Below are 21,448 nucleotides of genomic sequence, written 5' to 3' on the forward strand. Positions count from 1 at the left end.
AGCTCGTCGGGCTCATAACCCGAAGGTCATAGGTTCAAATCCTGTCCCCGCTACTTGACTTATTAAGTATTAAGTCTATGCCCAGATAGCTCAGTTGGTAGAGCAGAGGACTGAAAATCCTCGTGTCACTGGTTCGATTCCGGTTCTGGGCATTTTTAATGTTTAAAAAATCATAGTTATATTCTTCATTTCAGTGGTTCGTAAGAATCGCTTTTTTTATATCTGGAACAAAAAACAACAAATCATTTCGGAAAATTAGAAAAATCCACACATATCAGTAAAATAAAAATCCCACAATATCAGGAAAAAGAACATATACGGAAGGTAAATCTGTAAGGGAAAATCAGCATTTCAAAGATGACAATAGTGAATTTGCATAAAAACAGACGATTCTATTTATTGAATATGTTCAGTTGACACAAAAATTCTTCTGTGATATATAATATATAAACACGAGTAAATAAACAACAACAGGAGTCGAAATGGTTACCAGAAATGAAGTTGCCGAAAGGGCAGGCGTATCCCCATCAGTAGTTTCATATGTACTTAACAATTCGAATTATGTCAGTGAGGAGAAGAGGAAGGCGGTGCTCAAGGCAGTAGAGGAGCTTCACTATCATCCGAATTACATTGGCAGGAGCCTTAAGACAAAAAAGACAAATATACTTGGTCTTGTTTGTGATGACATCCGAAGTGAATTGTTTGCAGAGATCACTTATTTCAGTGAGAAATACGCATATGACAAGGGCTATAATCTTTTCCTTTGTACCAGCCATCAGGAGGATGCATTCTTAAGTCAGCTTGTTGACCACAGACTGGATGGAATTTTTCTGGCAACAAGTATTTACAGTACAGAACAGATCAATAAGATCGCAAAGAGTGGTATTCCTGTTGCGCTTTACGGCGCACGTCATTATGGAGAGCTAGAAAGCCGTGTAAGGTGTCTCCGTGTTGATTATGTGAAAGCTGCTTATCTGCTGACAGAGAGACTGATCCAGAGGGGGTTTGAAAGAATCGCCTTTTTCCCTCCCTACAAGTCAAAGGTTCATCAGTTCAGCAGAAAAGATTACCGCTATCGTGGGTACGAGGATGCGCTGCTTGCTTATAATTATCAGGTGGATGAAAGCCTGATCAGCTACGAAAATGATCGTTATGATGATATCCTGAACAGAGCTGTACAGATCTGTGGTGATAATCTTGAGAAATATGGGAAGGTGGGAATTGTTGCCGGTAATGATTATCTGGCAGTGCTTATCATGAACCATCTTAAGAAAGCTGGGTTATATGATCCGGAAAAGATAGCGATTACAGGGATGGATGACACAGCGTCCTCCAAGATTGTAGATCCGAGGCTTACAACAGTCGGGTTTTCCAAAAAGGATATCGCCAGATATGTGGTTGATTTTCTGGTAGAGGATGGGAACAATGATGGACAGCAGGTCAAGGATATCCCAGTATATCTGGTGGAAGGGAAAAGCGGTTAATTTATTATTTTTGCAAAATATTTACACGAGTTTACAAAGAGAGGAGTGATGGAAGATTGGAATGCAGAAAGAATGAGTTAGTCAAGGATGTGCCTGGATTATATGCAGTTGCAGATGTCACACTGGATGGCAAAGAGTATTATGCAGCAGCATCTGAAAACCGTGGCGGTAGAGTATATCTGGTAGATCCGGTCACGCAAAAGGCTACAGAGCTGTTTGGAGGACAGGGCGGCGTCATGGCGATCCTGGATGTAAAAGGCGAAAATGCAGTGCTTTTCATCGAAGAGTTCTATCCGGTATTTGATTCTGCAACAGCCAAGGTGATCAAGGCTGATCTGGAGAAGAAGGATGACGGATATGAGGTCAGCAAAAGAACCGTACTTGCAGAGATTCCTTACGTTCACAGAATTTCACTGCTGCAGGAAAAGGATGGTGTTTATCTGGCAGCCGGAAAACTTTGCAAGAGCAAGACAGATCAGGATGACTGGTCAACATCAGGAACCATGGAGATTGGAAAGTATGATCCCACAAAAGACAAGGTAGAGATGGAGCAGATCTACGATGGTGTAACAAAGCACCATGCCATGTTTGTAGCAAGGAACAAAGAGGGCTTCGATGATCTTTACTTTGGAGGAACGGAAGGTGTTTTCCGGGCAACCTGTAAAGATAGTGAATGGAACATAGAGCATCTGCTGAGTGTTCCTACCAGTGATATCGTTTATATGGATCTGGACGGGGATGGCAAAGAAGAACTTGCAATCATCGAAGAGTTCCATGGAAACAAAGCCGTAGTATTCAAGAAGCTGAGCGCAGGAATGGAAAGAATGGTTGAGATTCCCTTAAGCTTCGGACATGTGCTCTGGGGCGGACAGTTCTTTGGAAGGCCTGCACTGATCACAGGAAGCAGAGCCGGGGACAAGACCTTACGGAAGTTCACCTTTACCTGTGATGGCGAAGGCAGAACACAGATCGAAGAAGAAACAGTCCTGGACGAGGGACAGGCTCCTGCACAGATCTTTGTGACAGGGGATGCGAAGGAAAGCATCGTAGTAGCTGCCAATCATGGTGTTGCCACCATGGCAGAGTACAGATGCACAGAAGATTGAAAAACAGTAAATGATCTGCACAGGAGCAGATAATAATAACAAAATACAAACTAAGAGAAAAGAGAGGTAAAGGTATGAAAAAGAGAGATTTTAGAAGAATTTTAGCAGGAGCAATGGTAGGGGTTATGATACTTGGTCTTACAGCCTGCGGATCATCAAATGAAAGTGCAGCATTTCCTTCAGACACAGTAAATATCGTATGCCATGCAAAGGAAGGCGGCGGAAGTGATGCTCTTGCAAGAGAAGTAGCACAGGTTATGCAGGACAAGCTTGGCTGGTCTGTAACAGTTGAAAATAAGACAGGTGGCTCCGGATCCGTTGGTATGCAGTATGTACAGAACTCCAAGCCGGACGGGTACACCATTGGTACCGCACCTGTAGAGCTTTCCATGATCCAGGCACTTGGTTATGCAGAGTTGAATCCTGACAGTGTAAGCCTTCTTGGATGCGGAATGTCCTGGTCAGCGGCATTATATGTTCCCAAGGATGCCCCGTATGAAAATATGGAGGATTTCATCAATTACTGTAAAGAGAACCCTGATGTAGTGAAGGTTGCCAACTCAGGTATTGGTTCTATCTGGCACATTGCAGCCTGTGCAATGGCTGACAAGGCTGGTATTTCTTTAAATCATGTTCCTTATGACGGAGCAACAGGCGCCCTTACCGCTCTTCTTGGAAGTGAGGTCGATGCAGCAGTTGTTGGTACATGCGAAGGCTATTCCTATGTTGATTCCGGCGATCTGAAGTGCCTTGGTGTATTCGGCGAAGACAGAAGTGCAACAATGCCTGATGTTCCTACCGCCAAAGAGCAGGGCTATGATCTGAACGTTGTATGCTGGGTTGGCTTCCTTGCACCTAAGGATGTTGATGAAGCTACACTGACAACTCTTCAGGATTCCTTAAAGACAGTATTTGAGACAGATGAGTACAAGTCCTTCTGTGAGACAAGAGGATGCGACAGCACATACTATAGTGCGGAAGAGTTCAAGAAGATGGCAGACAGCGACTTCACATATTATTCAGAGCTGATCAGCAGCCTTGGTATCGTAGCACAGTAGTCATTATAAGAAACGAGGGTCTTCTATGTTGAAAAAATTATCAGGAAATACAGTGATCGGACTTTTGTTCATCATTATTTCCGGAATTACACTCTATATAGCAAACACAACACTGCCGGCGACAGCGCCGGCAGGAGACCCGGGATCAAGAATTTTTCCTTCAGCAATTTGCATTATCATCATGATCCTGGGAATCATCCTGATCGTTCAGTCTGTCAGGAAACCGGAAAAGGCATTTGCAGGAACCTTTGCAAGTGAGGACAGTAAGCAGAGCTGCATCAGAGCGGTTCTGATCTTTGCAGACCTGGCACTGTTCCTGGTTCTCTGGAAATTTGTTCCCTTTCTTATTGCAGGTATGATCTTCATGTTCCTGCAGTGCATGATCTTTAAAGAAAAGCTTTTATTCTCTGTTATTTATTCTGCGGCAGTAACCGGTGTGCTGTATGTGATGTTCTCCATATTCCTGAAGGTAAATCTGACAATCCACTGATGGAGGACATTTACGGATCAAACCGTTTAGCTTATGAAAATATAACAGGCAGAGAGGTATTAATATGGATTATTTATCAGCAATACAAAGCGTCATGAATCCGATGTGCTTACTGTGCATATTGCTTGGCGTTGCAGTAGGAATGGTAGTTGGAACTCTGCCGGGATTAACCTCTGTTATGGCAATTTCACTGATCACTCCCCTGACCTTTAAACTGAATCCGACTTATGGTTTTGCAATGCTTCTTGGTGTATATAATTCCGCTATCTTTTCCGGTGGTATTTCGGCGATCGCGATCAACACACCAGGAACACCTGCATCAATAGCAACAACCTTTGACGGATATAAAATTTCACAGAGAGGCCGTGCAGGCTTCGCCCTTGGTGTCAACACCATCTACTCCGTGATCGGTGGTCTGTTCTCCACCATCGCACTGATGGTTGCCTGTGCACCACTTGCCAGACTGGCACTGAACTTTGGTTCACCTGAATATTTCTGGCTGGCACTTTTTGGACTTTCCATGATGATCAGTGTTTCCCACGCATCACTTGCCAAGGGACTTGTTACAGGATTTGTAGGAATGCTTCTTGCAACTGTAGGACTGGATCCACTTCTTGGAAGCAAGCGTTTTGTAGGAAATAATATTTCCCTGATGGATGGTATCGCATTCATTCCCGTGATGATCGGTCTGTTCGGTGTAGGAGAGATGCTGTTTCAGATTTTCGAACATAAAAAAGAAGATGATAATAAGAAAGACATTGTCGATCTGAAAGATAAAGAGAGAGTTCTTCCTACGAAGGAGGAGCATAAGCGTATGACAATTCCCGGACTGATCGGTTCTGTGATCGGTGTCCTGGTAGGTATCGTGCCCGGTACCGGTGGAGATATTTCTGCACTGATCTCCTGGGATGTATGTAAAAGAGTATCCAGGCATCCCGAAGAGTTTGGAGATGGTTCTGTAGAAGGGCTTGCTACCACCTGTGCCTCCAATAACGCATCTATCGGTGGTGCACTGACAACAGCACTGGCACTTGGTATTCCAGGGGATGGAAACACAGCAGTATTGCTTGGTGCACTGACCATGTATGGAATGGTTACAGGACCTACCCTTCTTTCTAACAGTGCTCCCTTCGTTTGCAGGCTGTACATCATCATGATCGTTGCAAACCTGATCATCCTGCCGCTTGGACTGCTCAGTGCAAAGGCATGCATCAGGCTTCTGTCCATCAAGAGCCAGTACATTCAGATGGCAGTTCTTCTGATCTGCTGTGTAGGTGCTTACTCCATGAACAGGAACTATACCGATGTGATCGTTATGTTCATCGCCGGAATCTGCGGATTCTTCTTCCGTAAGTATGATTATCCTCTTGGACCGATGATCCTTGGACTTCTGCTTGGTGATATGTGCGAGACAAACCTTCGGCGTACACTGATGCTTTCCAACGGAAGCTACTTACAGCTGTTTACAGGTCCGATTTCCATCGGCCTGATCGTACTGATCCTTCTGGCGATCGGATGGCCTTTTATCAGCAATCTGTTCCAGAAGAAAAAGAATAAGAAAGTTGAGGGTTAATCAATGAAACAACTGGCACCGTCATTACATATGCTTGAGATTTTCATGCCGGCGGTAACGGATGAGAACTTCTTTGTACAGAAGATTCTTCCTGATGTGGCAAATATTCCCTTTTATACAGGAATTGAGCTGCCGGTTATCTTCAAAAAAGAGAACCAGAAGCTGGTAAGAAGGATCGTAGAAGACCGTGACTATCAGCTTACCATCTGGGCCTCTCCCAATATCAATGAAAAGGGAGACAATTTATCAGCCCTTGACCCGGAGGAAAGAAGGCGTGCAGTCGCTTATGTCAAAGAGCTGCTTGCCGAGGCGGCAGAGAGTGGAGCCTATCATGTAGGCCTGCCCTCTGGTCCGGATGTATCGCCGGAGAAAAGAGAGGACGCCAAGAAGGCACTCTTTGAATCCTTCTGTGAAATTTCGCAGGAAGCATCCAAATATCAGGACATGCATCTGACGTTGGAGCCGCTTGACAGATACGTACACAAGAAGCAGCTTATGGGTCCGATCCATGAGGTTATCGACTGGTTTGAGGGACTGAAGAAGGAATGTCCCAATTTCTATATTCACTGGGACAGCGCCCATGAAGCTTTGGCAGAAATTGATCTGGAGGAGTCCATGAAGAGAGCACTTCCTTACATGGCACAGTTCCATATCTGCAACTGTGTGACTGATCCGTCCAATCCCTGCTATGGTGACTGGCATATGGAGCTTGGCAATGCACCGGAATACAAGAACTGGGGTTACCTGGATCTTCAGGGCGCGGCAAAGATGCTCCGCACAGCAGCAGAGGCTGAGACACCGGCCGGGATCAGGGATGTACATGTTGGAGTAGAAGTAAGAACCCATATGGGAGATGACCTATGGAAGAGAGAGGGCGAGATCCGTTCCTTCCTGCAGGCAGCTTTCGATGAAGCAGGTCTTATTTATAACAAGTAATTATACAAGGAGAAGAGATATGATACTGGATTATTACAAGAATTATAAAACCTATGTAGACGCTGTTCCCGGACTTGAGGAAGGCATGAAATTTGTAGAAACACTGTTAGACAAGCCTGTTGGAACCTATCGTACAGACAGCGAAATGTATGCTATGGTACAGGAAGGTGAGACTTCCGATATCAGCGGTGACAAGATGGAAACACATAAGAAATTCCTGGATGTACAGTTTGTATTCTCCGGACAGGAGATCTTTGAGTGGGAAGAGGCTACCCAGCTTGAGGTCAGAGAAGAGTATGATGAGAAGACGGATTTTCGTTTTTACTATGGCGGAGGCAAGAGATATCTGGCAACTGCGGGCATGTTCTACATTCTGTTTCCTCAGGATGCACACCGCTGCAGAGGCAAGGTCAACGAGACAGGCGATGCTTACAGAAAGATCGTTTTAAAGCTTCCTGTTAAATAAGAAGAAACAGGAGAATGGATGCAGGAAGGAAGGGAAGAACCATGTTTTTGTATGAAGGAATAGAAAAAGCAGACAAAAAAGTGCGTGCCGTTCTGATCGGATGTGGCGAACAGGCCACCAATATGATCCACAATGCCATTTCCTATATTGATGAGATTGAGGTTGTTGGTGTCTGTGATATGAACAAGGATCGTGCAGATTTTGCTGCAAGACGGTTTGGTCTTTCAAGATCATGGCAGGATATGGACGAAATGCTAAAGAATGTGGAAGCTGACTGTGCCTTTGTTATTACGATCGCAAAGCTGCAGGCACCTCTGGCGCTGAAGTGTGTGGAAGCCGGACTGCATGTATTTACTGAAAAACCGCTTGGAACAGAGAAAGAAGATATTGAGAAGCTGATCAAAGCAGCAAAGAAGAATAATAAGAAGATCGGTGTATCCTTCAATAAGCGTTTCAACCTGGCTTATCATGATATGAAGGGGGCGATCGATTCTGAAGGCTTTGGGGCACCTTCCGCATTCTCAGCAAAGTTTATCGGCGGCTATCGTACCAACGAAACAGATCTGCTCCGTGTAGGTTCCTGCCATTTCTTTGATCTGGCAAGGTACCTGATCGGTGAAGTGGATGAGGTATTTGCCTATCGCTATGAAAAGCAGCCGGGTCAGCATACCTTTGCCGTGACCATGCAGTTTGAGAACGGCTGTGTGGGGACTATGATGCTGGGATCTCTGGGATCCTGGGTATGTGGCTATGGCATGGAGAGCGTAGAAGTACGTGGTGACAGAAATATGGTCAGTGCAGACAACGGAAGAGATTTTATGTGGCAGAAGCCGTCCATTATCTGTAATTCTGATACAGGACTTGCCAATAAGGGAACCCAGGCGGTAACCGAGCAGGCAGTTCCGGTAGAAATTTTAAGACCCAATTATTCCAACCTTGGAAAGCTGGCACTGAAGGATTTCTACATTAATGGTAACTATCAGTCAGTCAAGGCTTTTGCACAGGCGATCCTGAATGATACAGAGCCGGTTGTTGGCTGGAGGGATGGTCTGATGGCACTGAATCTGGCACTGGCAGTAGAGAAGAGTGTAGCAGAAAAACGTGCTGTTAAGATTTCAGAAGTAATATAAAAAGGAATGGACAACATATGAAAAAACTGAGTGGTATTGTAGTCCCGGTGGTAACTCCTCTGACAGAGGATGATCAGGTAGATGCAGAATCTCTTGAGAATCTGGTTGAGCACTGCATTAAGGGAGGACTGCAGGCAATTTATCCCTGTGGTACAACTGGTGAGATGATGTATCTTACTGTAGAAGAGCGTAAGCTTGTGGCAGAAACTGTGATCAGAAGGACAGCAGGCAGAGTTCCTGTTTATGTACATGTAGGCGGATGGAATCTGAAGGATACCGTAGAGCTGGCAAAGCATGCGGTAGAGGCAGGTGCGGATGGCATTGCCGTAGTAACACCTTCCTTCTTCAAGATCAGTGAAGATGGACTGGTAGATTTCTTTGTCAGTGTGGCAAAGAGCGTACCGGAGGATTTTCCGGTATACTTATATGCGATTCCGCAGTATGCCATGAATGATATTTCTGTAGCAGCTGCAGAGAAGGCAGCAGCACAGTGCCCGAATATCGTCGGTATCAAATACAGCTATCCGGATATGACAAGGATCCAGCAGATGATGCGGATCAGTGATGGCACCTTCAGTGTACTGGCGGGTCCGGATCAGCTCCTGACAGCAGTGGTTTCCATGGGCGGTGACGGTGTTGTCTCCGGAAGCTCCCAGGTAATCCCCGAGTACTATGAAGCTGTGTGGGAAGCACTGGAAAAGAATGATTACAAGCTGGCAGCAGAAAGACAGCAGCTTACCAACAGGCTGAATGAGGCACTGTGCAGTGTGAATAACATTGCAGCGTATAAAGCTGTGCTTGCTTATCAGGGAATCATCAAGACCAAAAAGACCAGAAAGCCACTGGAAGAATATACAGAACAGCAGACAAGAGAGCTGTTTAGGGTATTAAAGGAAGTCGTAAAGGAAAAATAACTGTACTAAAAAGAATATCTCAGGTATGTATGAGTGAAAAAGGAATCTGCAGGTTTGCACCATAAGGGCAGCCGGCAGGTTCTTTTTGTTGTCATTGCATTTATTACAGGCTATAATGAGCGTTAACAGACTGCAATGGAAAGTGAATGGCGGAAAAGGGGATAGCGATGTATTATGTATTTCAGATAGTGGATGTCATAGCATTTGTCATGATGTTTTTTATGCTGGCAGTGATCATTAACCAGCAGCCTTCCAGGGCACAGCTGGCATTTATCCTGTATGATGTGGGAACGATCGTGTTTGTTGTAGGGATCCATCTGGAGCTGATCCATGCTGATACGGTAGAAGCAGCACTTTCAGGACTTTGTGTCCAGTATTTTGGACAGACAGCCTTTCTGATGGCACTTTTATGGTTTGTATCGGAATTTGTCAAGCTGCACATACCCAAATGGATCTATATGATGCAATTGACCGTAAATATTATTACACTTGTTGGAGTGTTCACTGCAGAGCATCACACATACTTTTATAAAACAATGAAGATCCTCCAGGATGGCATGTATAACAGGATAGTAGTGACAGATGGGATTATCTGGTATTTGCACTACATAGATCTGGCAGCAGTATTTCTTGGACTTTTTATCATGTGTTCAGTGCGGTATCCAGGAAGCACAAGCCTGCAGAAAAAAAGGATCCGTTATGTGATTACAGGAATCGGGGTCATGTGCATTGAAATGATCATGAAGGGACTTGGTGTATTTGGCAGCTATAATCCTGTTGTTTTTGTCGTAACGGTTATGATGTTCTGTATGATGGTCGCCATGCTCCGATATGGATATTTCGGTTCTCTCCAGGCAGCGGTAGATAACGCTTTTAACTATGGAGATGAGGGCCTTCTTGTTCTTGATAAAGACAATATCATTATTTATATCAATCAGAGAATGAATATGATCTATCCGGGACTTAAGGAAGGAGATCAGATCTATCGTCAGAAGGAAATCCTGGATGCTCTTTTTGATGGCAGCCATATCCTGAAGAGAGGGAATGTGACCTTTGAGATCCGGCCGGAGGATATTATCGAAAACGGAGAAAAGGGTGGCTGTATGCTCTGGTTTATTGATCAGACAGAGCATTTGAAGACAATGGAACGGCTTCGTGAGGCGAATGAGTCAAAAACCAGATTTATGATGAAGATGAGTCATGAGCTGCGGACACCTATGAATACGATTATGGGTATGAGTGAGATGATCCTGCGGGAAAGTAAGGATGAACAGATCAGGGATTATGCACTTGAGGTCGAGACAGCAGGAAATACCATGATATCCATGGTAGAGGAGATTCTGGAAATGTCCAGAATCGAAAAAGAAAATCAGGAACTGGCCATAGAGCCCTATGATCTGTCTGAAATGCTCGTCCAGGCTGAAAAGGTAGGGAGACACCAGGCAGAAGAAAAGGGACTGTGTTTTCAGGCAGAGAACAGAATTTCAGGAAGTGACAGTATCTGGCTTATGGGGGATGAGAGAAGACTTTTACAGATTCTCATCAATCTTTTGTCAAATGCTGTCCAGTATACAGACAAGGGCACTATTTCGCTGACTGCAGAGAAGGTTTATGAAGAAGAAAATGTTTTTCTGGAATTTGTGATAAGGGATACCGGAATGGGGATTGCAGAAGCTGACAGGAGCAGGATATTTGAAGCGTTTGAAAGAGGAAGGAGTGCCCAGAATGTCAGAAAAGAAGGCCTTGGCCTTGGTCTGGCTATTGTTATGCAGCTTGTGGATGCGATGGATGGAACATTAAAACTGTACAGTGAACTAGGAAAGGGCACAACATTCATTGTAAGGATCCCATATCTTGAGGCAGACCCGGAAAAGATAGCAGAGAGCAATAACAGACAAAAACAGAAGGAAGAGATTGCACTTCAGGGAATACGGATCCTTGCTGTGGATGACAATGAAAAGAATCTGATGGTATTCCGGCAGCTGATGAAGAAGACAGAGGCGGATATTACCGTAGTTTCCAGTGGAAAAGAAGCCATAATCTGCTGCAGGGAGCATACATATGACCTGATCTTTCTGGATCACATGATGCCGGAGTTAGATGGTATTGAAACGATTCACCGGATAAAGGAAGATGAAAATGGGGAAAATAAGAAAACGCCGGTGATTGCACTGACAGCAAATGCAACACAGGGAGCAAGAGAGCTGTATCAGGGGGAAGGGTTTTCTGACTATCTTGCGAAGCCTTTTACATCAGAATCATTGTATCGGGTGATAAGGAAAGGCCTGTTTTTTGCAGGCTATATGCAGGCACTTGGGAATGCAGGAATTGATACGGAAAAAGGATTAAAATATGCGGACAGTGACAGAAAATTTTATTATGGATTGCTGGATCTGTTTGCAGGTCAGAGAGAAGAACAGGAGAAGAAATTAGAAGAAGTCAGAGATTTCAGGCAGTTTACTGTTATTGTACACGCACTGAAGGGGGAAGCAAGAGGGATTGGTGCGGATGCCCTCGGAGAAATGTTTGCTGCACTGGAACAGGCGGGAAAAGAGGAGGATCAGGAAAGGATCAGGGAGATGCTTCCGGAAACGCAGAAAGAGTGGAAAAAGGTGACCGGAGTGATCGAAAGTAAAAAGAATGTTAAATTTTTTACAGAATAGAAGCATTTTTCACACTTCATCCGTTATCTATGGTAAAATAACTAATTAGGTGTAATGGGCAACCGTTCAGATAGAAGGAGAGCAGCATTGGAAAGTTTAAAAGAAGGACACCAGAGAAGAATGGAAAAGTACAGGAAGCAGTATGAGCAAAGACGAAAATTCTACCGGCTGCTCAAAGAAAATGCTTCCGATATTCTGCATTCTGAGAATTTTCAGAAGACAAGACATCATATCCAGCATGGAACCATGCCGGTTTACAGACATTGTCTCGATGTAGCAAAACAGAGCATCCAGATCAACAAAGCACTTGGCCTTGGATGCAGTGAGAGGGATCTGATCCGCGGAGCATTACTTCATGATTATTTCCTGTATGACTGGCATGATAAGAACAGAGAGAATTACCAGAAGCTGCATGGCTTCTATCATCCGGGTATTGCACTTAAAAATGCCAGAAAGGAATATCATCTGACGAGAAGGGAAGAGGATATCATCAAGAAACATATGTGGCCGCTGACGGTAGTACCGCCGCTCTGCAGGGAGGCCTGGGTTGTCACTGCGGCAGACAAATACTGTTCCCTTCTGGAAACCCTGAAGATCCGGAAAAGGCCTGGCAGAGTCAGAGTGGGAGTTGCCAAATGAACCTGCTTGCAGAGGAACTGAAGCGTTACGGAGAGAGTGATTTTTATCCGTTTCATATGCCGGGACACAAACGAAAAGAAATAGGATCACCGGTATCCAGGGTATACCCTCTTGATATTACAGAGATTGACGGCTTTGATAACCTTCATCATGCGGAGGGGATCCTGAAGGAAGCACAGGAGAGAGCAGGAAAACTGTATCATTCCGAAAAGACATATTTTCTGGTAAATGGGAGTACCTGTGGCCTGCTTACTGCGATTTCTGCTGTAGCAGGACGAGGCAGCAGGATCCTTGTGGCGAGAAACTGCCATAAGGCAGTATATCACGGGATCATGCTGAACCATCTGCAGCCGGAGTATCTTTTTCCGGAACTGATAGAAGCTTATGGGATTTCAGGTGGCATTTCTGCAAAGCAGGTGGAAAGAAGCCTGCAGGAGCTGGTTCAGAGGGAGAATATACCGGAAAAAGAAATTTCTTCCATGGTATGTGCTGTTCTCGTCACATCACCATCCTATGACGGGATTCTGTCTGATGTCAGAGGAATCTGTGAAGCGGCTCATCACTATGGAATCCCAGTGATCGTGGATCAGGCACATGGAGCACATTTCGGCTTTCACAGAAGGCTGCCGGAAAGCGCTGTGAAAGAGGGAGCTGATCTGGTGATCCACAGTGTACACAAGATGCTTCCGGCACCGACACAGACGGCGCTGCTTCATGTGAATGGAAAACTGGTGGATCCTGAACTGGTTCAGAAATATCTGGCTGTTTATGAAACAAGCAGTCCTTCTTATCTGCTGATGGCAGGGATCGATTCCTGTATGGCTTATCTGGAGAAGGAAGGGGAAGCACCCTTTGAAAGGATCCTGAAGTACCGGCAGAGGCTTACAGAACGCTGCAGGGATCTGAAACATATCAGGATCTATCCTGCAGATATGACAGAGCATTCTGTGGAAGGAGAGGCCGGGCTTGTGATGGATGAGGCGGTTTGCAGGAGGCAGGAGCCTTTCCGGTTTCTGATCTCTGTCAGGGGAAGCGGCTGTGGCGGCAGTTTTCTTATGGAGCAGCTTCGAAGGAAGTATCATCTTGAACTGGAAATGGCTGCGTACGATTACGTGATCGCCCTGCTGTCTGTGATGGATGACAGGGAAGGATTTGAAAGGCTGGCGGATGCCCTGCGGGAGATCGACCGGGAAATAGAGCGGCAGATGCAGGAACCAGGAAAGAATCCGGCAAAAGAAAAGCCGGCATCAGTCAGTATTTTTTATCAGCAATATAAACCGAAGCAGAGCTACAGAATGGAAGAGGTCTTCCGGGCTGAGACAGAAGAAGTTTTGCTTGGAGATTCAGACAGGAGAACGGCAGCTGATTTCGTAATGCTATATCCACCGGGGATTCCTGTGCTGGTACCCGGTGAGGAAATAGATAAAACTCTGATCCGTATGATCAGGGAGTATTTAGAGCAGGGTTTTGACCTGCAGGGAATTACTCATCAAAATGACATGGAAAATGACGGGAATCATTACAAGATCTGTTGTGTAAAAGAAGAAAGCAGGAGGAGTTAAAATGAGAAAAACAAAAATTATCTGCACGATCGGTCCCGCAAGCGAGAGCGAGGAGAGATTAAGGGAGCTGATGCTGGCAGGAATGAATGTAGCCAGATTTAATTTTTCACACGGAAGCCATGAGGAGCACAAGGCAAAATTTGATCGTGTGATCAAAGTCAGCAGTGAGTTAAAGCTGCCAGTTGCCACGCTTCTTGATACCAAGGGACCGGAGATCCGCCTGAAGGACATTGAAGGAGGAAAGACTGAGCTTGTATCCGGACAGAAGTTTATCCTGACCACAGAAGAGATCCTCGGAAATAATGAAAAAGTAACAATTACTTATAAGGGACTGAAGGATGATATCAACGTAGGAACAACGATCCTGATTGATGATGGTCTGATCGAAATGGTGGTAGATGAGATCAATGAGACAGATATCATCTGCAGCGTAGTAAACGGTGGCCCCATTTCCAACCACAAGGGTGTAAATATACCGGGAGCAGCCCTTTCCATGCCCTATATCAGTGATGTGGACCGCAGTGATATCATGTTTGGCTGTGACATGGATTTTGACTTTCTGGCGGCATCCTTTGTCAGATGTAAAGAGGATATCCTGGAGGTACGTAAGATCATTGAAGAGCATGGAAGCCACATGAAGATCATTGCAAAGATTGAGAATATGCAGGGCATAAGAAACCTGGATGAGATCCTGGAGGCAGCAGATGGTATTATGGTAGCGAGAGGCGACATGGGTGTGGAGATCCCTATGGAGGAGGTGCCGATCGTCCAGAAGCAGATGATCAAGAAGGCAGAAGCACTAGGAAAGCATGTTATCACGGCAACCCAGATGCTGGAGTCCATGATCAAGAATCCAAGACCGACACGTGCTGAGGCTACGGATATTGCCAATGCGATCTATGACGGAACTACAGCGATCATGCTTTCGGGAGAAAGTGCAGCAGGACTTTATCCGGTAGAAGCGGTAAAGACTATGGCAAAGATCGCCGAAAGAACCGAAGAGGATATTGACTATAACAGCCGTTTGAGAAGAAGAAAAGATATTGATGATATTGATACGACAACTGCGATTTCCCATGCAACCTGTACGACAGCCATGGATCTGAAGGCAGCAGCGATCGTTACCGTAACGATCTCTGGATTTACTGCAGGTATGATCGCAAGATATAAGCCTTCCTGTCCGATCATTGCCTGCTCTGTGAGCCCTAGAACCTGCAGACAGCTGAATCTGGCATGGGGTGTTACGCCAATCTGGATCGCAAGGGAGAGCACGGCAGAGGATCTGTTTGATGAGGCTGTCCATGCTGTAGAGAAGGAGGGATATATCAAAAAAGGGGATAAGGTTGTATTGACGGCAGGTGTGCCTCTTGGTGTATCCGGAAGAACAAATATGATACGTGTTGTAGAGGTTTAATTTACATGGGAAAAATGGTATACTTAATGGGGAAAAGCTCTACGGGAAAGGATACCATCTACAGGGAGCTGCTAAAAAGCAGCTCTCTGCAGCTTAAGAAGATAGTTCCGTATACGACAAGACCCATGCGTGCCGGCGAAAAAGAGGGAAGAGAATACTTTTTTACAGACGAGGCAGGTTTTTTAAAGCTTCAGGATGAAGGCAGGGTTGTAGAGGCAAGAGCTTATCATACCTGTTATGGATTGTGGCGCTATTTTACTGTGGATGATGGTCATATAGATCTTGAGAATGAAAATTATCTGATCATAGGGACACTGGAATCCTACATAAAAACAGCAGGATATTTTGGAAAAGAAAAGGTGATACCGGTTCTTCTTGAAGTAGATGACGGTGTCAGGCTGCAGAGGGCACTTGACAGGGAACGGAGACAGGAAACCCCGAAATATGAGGAGCTGTGCCGGAGATATCTGTCTGATGCGGAAGATTTTTCTGAGGAAAAGATTCGGGAAGCCGGGGTTACGAAGCGGTTTTCCAACGAGAATCTGGAACATTGTCTTGCAGAAATAGAGGAATATATTTCAGGGTAGAGCAGGCGAAGCTGACAAAGCATGAGGCTGAGCAGGGGAAGGAGGAAGCAGAATGGACATAAAAGTGAATCAGGTCAGCCAGGCTGCCAGGCCGGAAGCACCTCAGAAAGTGCAGGAGACGGATGATGCCTTCCGCTTCACCCTTGTGAGCCATATTGAGGAAAAGGAGCTGCAGGCAAGACTGACTACGCTGATGGAAGAGATCACCATGCAGGGAAATAAGCTTGCCAGGAAGAGGGATGTCCGGGATATGAAGAAATACCGGGGATTGATCAAGGATTTTATGAATGAGATCATCAACAGATCCCATTCCTTCAGCAGGGAAAACTTTCTGGACAGGAAGGGACGTCACAGAGTATATGGTATTATCCGGCTGGTGGATGAGAATCTGGATGAGCTGGCACAGGAGCTGATGAAGGAAGAACAGGATCATCTGGCAATCCTTTCTAGGATTGGGGAGATCAGAGGTCTTTTGCTTGATATACTGACATAGGGGGAACAGGCTATGAGAAGATTTGAGGATATTGTAGGACAGGAGCAGCTGAGAGATCACCTGGAAAATGCGGTAAAGCTCGGAAAAGTTTCCCATGCCTATCTGATTAACGGAGAGAGAAGCTCTGGCAAGGAATTCATTGCAAAAATCTTTGCACAGGCATTGCAGTGTGAAAACAGACAGGGAGCAGATCCGTGCGGCGAATGTCATTCCTGTGTGCAGGCAGAGAGTGGTAATCATCCCGATATTATTTTTCTGACTCATGAAAAGCCCAATGTGATCAGCGTAGAGGATATCCGTACCCAGATCAACAATGATATGGCGATCAAGCCCTACAGCGGCAAATGGAAGATCTATATTGTCAATGAAGCGGAAAAGATGACAGTACAGGCACAGAATGCCCTGCTGAAAACACTGGAGGAGCCACCGGAATATGGTGTGATCCTGCTTCTTGTCAGTAATGTAAATGCATTGCTTCCCACGATCCTGAGCAGATGTGTACAGCTTAATATGAAGCCTGTCAGAGATGCCCAGGTCAAGGATTATCTGATGAAGACCATGCAGATCCCGGACTATAAGGCAGATATCTGTGTTGCTTTTGCCAGGGGAAATGTGGGAAAAGCAAAGCTGCTTGCTTCCAGTGAAGAATTTGACAAGGTAAAGGAAGAGGCAGTTTCCCTTCTTCGGAATATCCAGGATATGGAGATTCATGAGATCGTGACTGCTATCAAAAAGATCACGGAATACAAGCTGGATATCAATGATTACCTGGATATTCTTTCCATCTGGTATCGTGATGTGCTGCTCTTTAAGGCTACACATGATGCAAATCACTTGATTTTCCGGGAAGAGATACAGTATATTAGAAAAGTAGCAGATACCAGTACCTACGAAGGGATTGAAACCATCATAGAAGAACTGGAAAAGTCCAAGCAGAGACTGAATGCCAATGTAAACTTTGATCTGACCATGGAGCTTCTGCTGCTTACCATTAAAGAGAATTAGTGAGGTTGATAGATTTATGAAAAAAGTAATCGGTGTAAGATTCCGGACAGCAGGCAAGATCTATTTTTTTGATCCCGGCAAGCTGTCTGTTAAAAGAAATGATCATGTGATTGTAGAGACTGCAAGGGGGATTGAATACGGAACTGTAGTAGGAAATCCCAGAGAAGTAGATGATGACAAGGTAGTACAGCCTTTGAAGCCGGTACTGCGTATTGCCACAGAACGGGATGATGAGCAGGAGGCTGGTAATAAGCTTAAAGAAAAAGAGGCCTTTAAGATCTGCCTTGAGAAGATCAAAAAACATGGTCTTGAAATGAAGCTGATCGATGCAGAATATACCTTTGACAATAATAAGGTACTTTTTTATTTTACAGCAGATGGAAGAATTGATTTCAGAGAGCTGGTTAAGGATCTGGCATCTGTTTTCAAGACGAGGATCGAGCTTCGCCAGATCGGTGTCAGGGATGAGACCAAGATTCTTGGCGGAATCGGTATCTGCGGCAGGGAGCTGTGCTGTCATGCACATCTGTCAGAGTTTGTTCCGGTTTCCATCAAGATGGCCAAGGAGCAGAATCTTTCTTTAAATCCTACCAAGATCTCCGGCGTATGCGGCAGACTGATGTGCTGCTTAAAGCATGAGGAGGAAACCTATGAGGAGCTGAACCGGAGACTGCCGAATGTGGGTGATCATGTTACTACAGATGACGGACTGAAGGGAGAAGTAGCAAGTGTCAACGTGCTGCGCCAGCTTGTCAAGGTAATCGTAGATGTAGGTGACGAGAAGGAGATCCAGGAATATAAGGTAGAACAGCTGCGGTTTAAGAGAAAGCGCAGAAACAATAAGGTGGATGTGCAGGATGAAGAGCTGAGGACACTGGAGAAGCTGGAAAAACAGGAAGGAAAATCAAAGCTTGATGACAACTGATGAGCTTTTGAAGGAAAATGAGAGAGTGGATGATCTGCAGAGAAACGGCTATAAGATCATCCAGGATCCGGGTCGGTTCTGTTTCGGGATGGATGCGGTTCTGCTTTCCGGTTTTGCCCGTGCCAGAGAAGGTGCCAGGGTGATCGATCTTGGTACGGGAACAGGGATCATACCGATCCTGATGGAGGCCAAGACAAAGGCTGCCCACCTGACAGGACTTGAGATCCAGGAAGAAAGTGCAGATATGGCAAGACGTAGTGTACAGCTCAACGGTCTTACCGATAAGATTACAATCGTAACCGGAGATTTAAAAGAAGCAGTGAGTCTTTTTGGCGCTGCTTCCTTTGATGTTGTGACCTGTAATCCCCCTTATATGACAGAGCATCACGGACTTACCAATCCAGGTGGACCCAAGGCGGTCGCAAGGCATGAGCTGCTCTGCAATCTGGAGGATGTGATCTCACAGGCAGCAGGGCTGCTTAAGAGCGGCGGTAATTTTTATCTGGTGCACAGACCCTTCCGGCTGGTGGATATCATGGTACTGATGCGGAAGTACAGGCTTGAGCCAAAGCGGATGAAGCTGGTGTATCCCTTTGCAGATAAGGAGCCCAATATGGTCCTGATCGAAGCAAACCGGGGCGGAAGGGCGAGACTGACCGTAGAAAAGCCATTGATCGTTTATGAGAAGCCTGGGGTTTACACAGAGGAGATTTACACAGTTTACGGATATTAAGGAGAGTGACCATGAGCGGAACCCTGTATTTGTGTGCAACACCTATCGGAAATCTGCAGGACATGACAGAGCGGGTGTTATTGACATTAAAAGAGGTAGATCTGATCGCAGCAGAGGACACCAGAAACAGTATCCGTCTGCTGAATCATTTTGAGATCAGAACTCCCATGACCAGCTATCATGAATACAATAAAGTAGAAAAGGCTCATTATCTGGTGGATCAGCTTCTTACAGGCAAAAATATCGCACTGATCACAGATGCAGGGACACCTGCGATCTCTGATCCCGGGGAGGTGCTTGTAGCAGAGTGCCAGAAGGCAGGTGTGCCGGTGACATCCCTTCCCGGGTGCTGTGCCTGCATTACAGCACTGACACTGTCCGGACTTCCCACAAGGCGGTTCTGCTTTGAGGGCTTTCTGCCCACGGATAAAAAGGAAAAGGCATTTGTGCTGGAGGAGCTTGCCAGAGAGACACGGACCATGATCCTGTATGAAGCTCCCCATCATCTGAAGAGGACACTGTCTGAGCTTCTGGAAACGCTGGGGGAGCGCCGGATCACGCTTTGCCGGGAGCTGACCAAGAAGTTTGAGACAGTTATGCCAACCACTCTCGAAGGGGCTGCAGACTATTATGAGGAAAATGAACCCAAAGGGGAATATGTCCTTGTGATTGAAGGAAAGAGCCGGAAGGAGATCGAGGAGGAGCAGCAGAAAAGCTGGGAATCCATGAGCATAGAGGAGCACATGGCTTTTTATGAAAAGCAGGGTATAGACAGAAAGAGCGCCATGAAAAAGGTGGCGGCGGACAGAGGCGTAGGAAAAAGAGAGATTTACCAGGCACTCCTGAAGGATGAATAAGGACTGGAAGGTTATGCGGTATAAAGGAGACAGAAGATGAATGAGCTGGAACAGGCAATGAGAGAAGTAGTGCAGCAGAATGCCTATATGCAGCACCTTGGCATTGAGGTGGAAAGCTTATCGGCAGATTATGTCTGTACGAAAATGCCTTATAAGGAGGAACTGACCAATCCCTACGGGATGTTTCATGGAGGATGCCTTTATTCCCTCTGCGATATCACGGCAGGACTCGGAGCGTGCATGGGTGGATATTTTGCGACCACAGTCAATGGCTCCCTGAATTTTATGCTGCCGGCAGATCATCTGTCTTATGTGGTATGTCAGGCCAGAAGGCTGCGGATGGGAAAGCATCTGGCTGTTTATGAGGTACGGATCCTGAATGATCAGGAGCAGCTTCTGGACAGTGGGGAATTTACTTTTTTCCTGACAGATCACAGGGTGATTCCACAAGGTTAAGAAAAAATAAGTAGTACGGCGGCAGGATATTTGCTATAATTGCACATATAGTATGCCAAAAGGAGAAAAAATATGGCTTTTCAGATTATTACAGACTCAGCTTCCGATATTCCGGAAAGTGTCATTACCAAGTACAATTTATATGTAATGCCTACACCGGTCACGATTGAGGGAACTGATTACTTTGATGGCAAAACCATTTTCCCGGAGGAATTTTATGAGATCCAGGCTTCCGGTAAGGATATTAAAACCTATCATATCAACCAGTATATGTTCCATGAGCATTTCCTGCCCTATGCAAAGCGTGGGGATGAGGTCCTGTATATCTGTTTTTCCACAGGAATAGCAGGAACCTTTAATGCAGCAAATCTTGCCTATGATGAAGTAAAGGAGGAATATCCGGACTTTAAGCTGACGATCATTGATTCAAGGTGTGCTTCAGTAGGCTATGGACTTGTTGTGACAAAGCTCCTGCAGATGCAGAAAAACGGGGCGCCGAAGGAGCTGATCATTGAGGCGGCACACTTCTTCTGTGAGCATATGGAGCACGCAGTCACAGTGATGCAGCTTGATTATCTGTTTAAGGGAGGACGGCTCAGCAGAACATCCTTCCTTGCAGGAACTGTATTGGATATCAAGCCTATCATTATTGTAGATGAAAATGGTTCCCTGAGTGCTGTAGAAAAGGTCCGTGGCTGGAAGAAGGCTCAGAAGAGGATCCTTGATATGGTTGGAGAGAAGGGCAAAAACCTGGAGAACCAGATGGTAGCCGTTGTCTACGGAAAGGACAGGGAATCCGCTGATTTCGTAGAAGAACAGCTCAGGGAGCGTTATCATGTAAAGGATATTCTGGAATCCCAGATCGGCTGTGCGATCGGTGCCCATACAGGTCCCGGTATCGTAGCGGTCACATTCCTGAATGATACCAATGAAAAATATGACGCATATCTGGACTAA

The 21,448-nt window shown here is 45.6% G+C and carries 21 protein-coding genes and 1 tRNA gene; all 22 read left to right on the forward strand.

What is annotated here, in order from left to right:
- Positions 1-79: 79 nt before the first annotated feature.
- The 22 genes from WJQ40_RS07055 to WJQ40_RS07160 all read left to right on the forward strand — a co-directional run bounded on the left by WJQ40_RS07055 (position 80) and on the right by WJQ40_RS07160 (position 21,448).
- Positions 80-152, forward strand: a tRNA-Phe gene (locus tag WJQ40_RS07055).
- 330 nt (positions 153-482) lie between these two features.
- Positions 483-1,484 carry a LacI family DNA-binding transcriptional regulator gene (locus WJQ40_RS07060; RefSeq protein ID WP_118797148.1) on the forward strand — a complete coding sequence of 334 codons (1,002 nt, stop codon included), beginning with the start codon at positions 483-485 and terminating at the stop codon, positions 1,482-1,484.
- Between the two features lie 56 nt (positions 1,485-1,540).
- A complete protein-coding gene (locus WJQ40_RS07065; protein ID WP_337538890.1) occupies positions 1,541-2,590 on the forward strand; it encodes a hypothetical protein in 1,050 nt (349 codons plus the stop codon).
- A gap of 74 nt (positions 2,591-2,664) precedes the next feature.
- The gene (locus WJQ40_RS07070) at positions 2,665-3,648 is read left to right on the forward strand and encodes a tripartite tricarboxylate transporter substrate binding protein (RefSeq protein WP_337538891.1); all 984 of its coding nucleotides are present in this window, start codon (positions 2,665-2,667) and stop codon (positions 3,646-3,648) included.
- Positions 3,649-3,673: 25 nt separating this feature from the next.
- Positions 3,674-4,138 (forward strand): tripartite tricarboxylate transporter TctB family protein, encoded by a 465-nt coding sequence (locus WJQ40_RS07075; protein WP_337538893.1) that lies wholly within the window; start codon positions 3,674-3,676, stop codon positions 4,136-4,138.
- 64 nt (positions 4,139-4,202) lie between these two features.
- The gene (locus tag WJQ40_RS07080) at positions 4,203-5,711 is read left to right on the forward strand and encodes a tripartite tricarboxylate transporter permease (RefSeq protein WP_337538895.1); all 1,509 of its coding nucleotides are present in this window, start codon (positions 4,203-4,205) and stop codon (positions 5,709-5,711) included.
- Positions 5,712-5,714: 3 nt separating this feature from the next.
- Positions 5,715-6,647 (forward strand): TIM barrel protein, encoded by a 933-nt coding sequence (locus tag WJQ40_RS07085; protein WP_337538897.1) that lies wholly within the window; start codon positions 5,715-5,717, stop codon positions 6,645-6,647.
- A gap of 19 nt (positions 6,648-6,666) precedes the next feature.
- On the forward strand, positions 6,667-7,113 hold the full coding sequence (locus tag WJQ40_RS07090) for a YhcH/YjgK/YiaL family protein (RefSeq protein ID WP_118797153.1): 447 nt from the start codon (positions 6,667-6,669) through the stop codon (positions 7,111-7,113).
- A gap of 14 nt (positions 7,114-7,127) precedes the next feature.
- The gene (locus tag WJQ40_RS07095; protein ID WP_262572718.1) at positions 7,128-8,243 is read left to right on the forward strand and encodes a Gfo/Idh/MocA family oxidoreductase; all 1,116 of its coding nucleotides are present in this window, start codon (positions 7,128-7,130) and stop codon (positions 8,241-8,243) included.
- Positions 8,244-8,260: 17 nt separating this feature from the next.
- Complete coding sequence (locus WJQ40_RS07100; protein WP_337538899.1) at positions 8,261-9,157, forward strand: dihydrodipicolinate synthase family protein; 897 nt, start codon at positions 8,261-8,263, stop codon at positions 9,155-9,157.
- Between the two features lie 167 nt (positions 9,158-9,324).
- The gene (locus tag WJQ40_RS07105; RefSeq protein ID WP_337538901.1) at positions 9,325-11,820 is read left to right on the forward strand and encodes an ATP-binding protein; all 2,496 of its coding nucleotides are present in this window, start codon (positions 9,325-9,327) and stop codon (positions 11,818-11,820) included.
- A gap of 87 nt (positions 11,821-11,907) precedes the next feature.
- A complete protein-coding gene (locus WJQ40_RS07110) occupies positions 11,908-12,459 on the forward strand; it encodes an HD domain-containing protein (RefSeq protein WP_262572711.1) in 552 nt (183 codons plus the stop codon).
- Positions 12,456-14,021 (forward strand): hypothetical protein, encoded by a 1,566-nt coding sequence (locus WJQ40_RS07115; RefSeq protein ID WP_337538904.1) that lies wholly within the window; start codon positions 12,456-12,458, stop codon positions 14,019-14,021. Before WJQ40_RS07110 ends, WJQ40_RS07115 begins: the two co-directional genes overlap by 4 nt.
- 1 nt (position 14,022) lies before the next feature.
- Positions 14,023-15,435 (forward strand): pyruvate kinase, encoded by a 1,413-nt coding sequence (pyk, locus tag WJQ40_RS07120; protein ID WP_337538906.1) that lies wholly within the window; start codon positions 14,023-14,025, stop codon positions 15,433-15,435.
- Between the two features lie 5 nt (positions 15,436-15,440).
- Positions 15,441-16,022: a guanylate kinase gene (locus WJQ40_RS07125; protein WP_337538908.1), complete on the forward strand. Its 582-nt coding sequence runs from the start codon at positions 15,441-15,443 to the stop codon at positions 16,020-16,022.
- A gap of 52 nt (positions 16,023-16,074) precedes the next feature.
- On the forward strand, positions 16,075-16,515 hold the full coding sequence (locus tag WJQ40_RS07130; RefSeq protein ID WP_118797160.1) for a YaaR family protein: 441 nt from the start codon (positions 16,075-16,077) through the stop codon (positions 16,513-16,515).
- Positions 16,516-16,527: 12 nt separating this feature from the next.
- Positions 16,528-17,520 carry a DNA polymerase III subunit delta' gene (holB, locus tag WJQ40_RS07135; protein WP_118797161.1) on the forward strand — a complete coding sequence of 331 codons (993 nt, stop codon included), beginning with the start codon at positions 16,528-16,530 and terminating at the stop codon, positions 17,518-17,520.
- Between the two features lie 16 nt (positions 17,521-17,536).
- Positions 17,537-18,445 (forward strand): stage 0 sporulation family protein, encoded by a 909-nt coding sequence (locus WJQ40_RS07140; protein ID WP_337538910.1) that lies wholly within the window; start codon positions 17,537-17,539, stop codon positions 18,443-18,445.
- Positions 18,435-19,178: a tRNA1(Val) (adenine(37)-N6)-methyltransferase gene (locus WJQ40_RS07145; protein WP_337404890.1), complete on the forward strand. Its 744-nt coding sequence runs from the start codon at positions 18,435-18,437 to the stop codon at positions 19,176-19,178. Before WJQ40_RS07140 ends, WJQ40_RS07145 begins: the two co-directional genes overlap by 11 nt.
- An 11-nt stretch (positions 19,179-19,189) precedes the next feature.
- On the forward strand, positions 19,190-20,035 hold the full coding sequence (gene rsmI, locus WJQ40_RS07150) for a 16S rRNA (cytidine(1402)-2'-O)-methyltransferase (protein WP_337538911.1): 846 nt from the start codon (positions 19,190-19,192) through the stop codon (positions 20,033-20,035).
- Positions 20,036-20,071: 36 nt separating this feature from the next.
- Positions 20,072-20,491 carry a PaaI family thioesterase gene (locus tag WJQ40_RS07155; protein WP_118797165.1) on the forward strand — a complete coding sequence of 140 codons (420 nt, stop codon included), beginning with the start codon at positions 20,072-20,074 and terminating at the stop codon, positions 20,489-20,491.
- 72 nt (positions 20,492-20,563) lie between these two features.
- Positions 20,564-21,448, forward strand: coding sequence for a DegV family protein (locus WJQ40_RS07160; protein ID WP_118797166.1), 885 nt, complete (start codon positions 20,564-20,566; stop codon positions 21,446-21,448).

It is taken from the genome of Suilimivivens sp. (assembly GCF_037359455.1).
In the GTDB taxonomy this organism is placed as follows: Bacteria; Bacillota; Clostridia; order Lachnospirales; family Lachnospiraceae; genus Suilimivivens; species Suilimivivens aceti.

What these genes read in the sequence shown, in the direction of transcription:
- pyk (WP_337538906.1), top strand. Translation starts at nt 14,023, where the DNA reads ATGAGAAAAACAAAAATTATCTGCACGATCGGTCCCGCAAGCGAGAGC.
- WJQ40_RS07125 (WP_337538908.1), top strand. Translation starts at nt 15,441, where the DNA reads ATGGGAAAAATGGTATACTTAATGGGGAAAAGCTCTACGGGAAAGGAT.
- WJQ40_RS07100 (WP_337538899.1), top strand. Translation starts at nt 8,261, where the DNA reads ATGAAAAAACTGAGTGGTATTGTAGTCCCGGTGGTAACTCCTCTGACA.
- WJQ40_RS07070 (WP_337538891.1), top strand. Translation starts at nt 2,665, where the DNA reads ATGAAAAAGAGAGATTTTAGAAGAATTTTAGCAGGAGCAATGGTAGGG.
- WJQ40_RS07085 (WP_337538897.1), top strand. Translation starts at nt 5,715, where the DNA reads ATGAAACAACTGGCACCGTCATTACATATGCTTGAGATTTTCATGCCG.
- WJQ40_RS07095 (WP_262572718.1), top strand. Translation starts at nt 7,128, where the DNA reads ATGGATGCAGGAAGGAAGGGAAGAACCATGTTTTTGTATGAAGGAATA.
- WJQ40_RS07155 (WP_118797165.1), top strand. Translation starts at nt 20,072, where the DNA reads ATGAATGAGCTGGAACAGGCAATGAGAGAAGTAGTGCAGCAGAATGCC.
- rsmI (WP_337538911.1), top strand. Translation starts at nt 19,190, where the DNA reads ATGAGCGGAACCCTGTATTTGTGTGCAACACCTATCGGAAATCTGCAG.
- WJQ40_RS07080 (WP_337538895.1), top strand. Translation starts at nt 4,203, where the DNA reads ATGGATTATTTATCAGCAATACAAAGCGTCATGAATCCGATGTGCTTA.
- WJQ40_RS07105 (WP_337538901.1), top strand. Translation starts at nt 9,325, where the DNA reads ATGTATTATGTATTTCAGATAGTGGATGTCATAGCATTTGTCATGATG.
- holB (WP_118797161.1), top strand. Translation starts at nt 16,528, where the DNA reads ATGAGAAGATTTGAGGATATTGTAGGACAGGAGCAGCTGAGAGATCAC.
- WJQ40_RS07090 (WP_118797153.1), top strand. Translation starts at nt 6,667, where the DNA reads ATGATACTGGATTATTACAAGAATTATAAAACCTATGTAGACGCTGTT.
- WJQ40_RS07115 (WP_337538904.1), top strand. Translation starts at nt 12,456, where the DNA reads ATGAACCTGCTTGCAGAGGAACTGAAGCGTTACGGAGAGAGTGATTTT.
- WJQ40_RS07145 (WP_337404890.1), top strand. Translation starts at nt 18,435, where the DNA reads ATGACAACTGATGAGCTTTTGAAGGAAAATGAGAGAGTGGATGATCTG.
- WJQ40_RS07140 (WP_337538910.1), top strand. Translation starts at nt 17,537, where the DNA reads ATGAAAAAAGTAATCGGTGTAAGATTCCGGACAGCAGGCAAGATCTAT.
- WJQ40_RS07160 (WP_118797166.1), top strand. Translation starts at nt 20,564, where the DNA reads ATGGCTTTTCAGATTATTACAGACTCAGCTTCCGATATTCCGGAAAGT.
- WJQ40_RS07060 (WP_118797148.1), top strand. Translation starts at nt 483, where the DNA reads ATGGTTACCAGAAATGAAGTTGCCGAAAGGGCAGGCGTATCCCCATCA.
- WJQ40_RS07075 (WP_337538893.1), top strand. Translation starts at nt 3,674, where the DNA reads ATGTTGAAAAAATTATCAGGAAATACAGTGATCGGACTTTTGTTCATC.
- WJQ40_RS07130 (WP_118797160.1), top strand. Translation starts at nt 16,075, where the DNA reads ATGGACATAAAAGTGAATCAGGTCAGCCAGGCTGCCAGGCCGGAAGCA.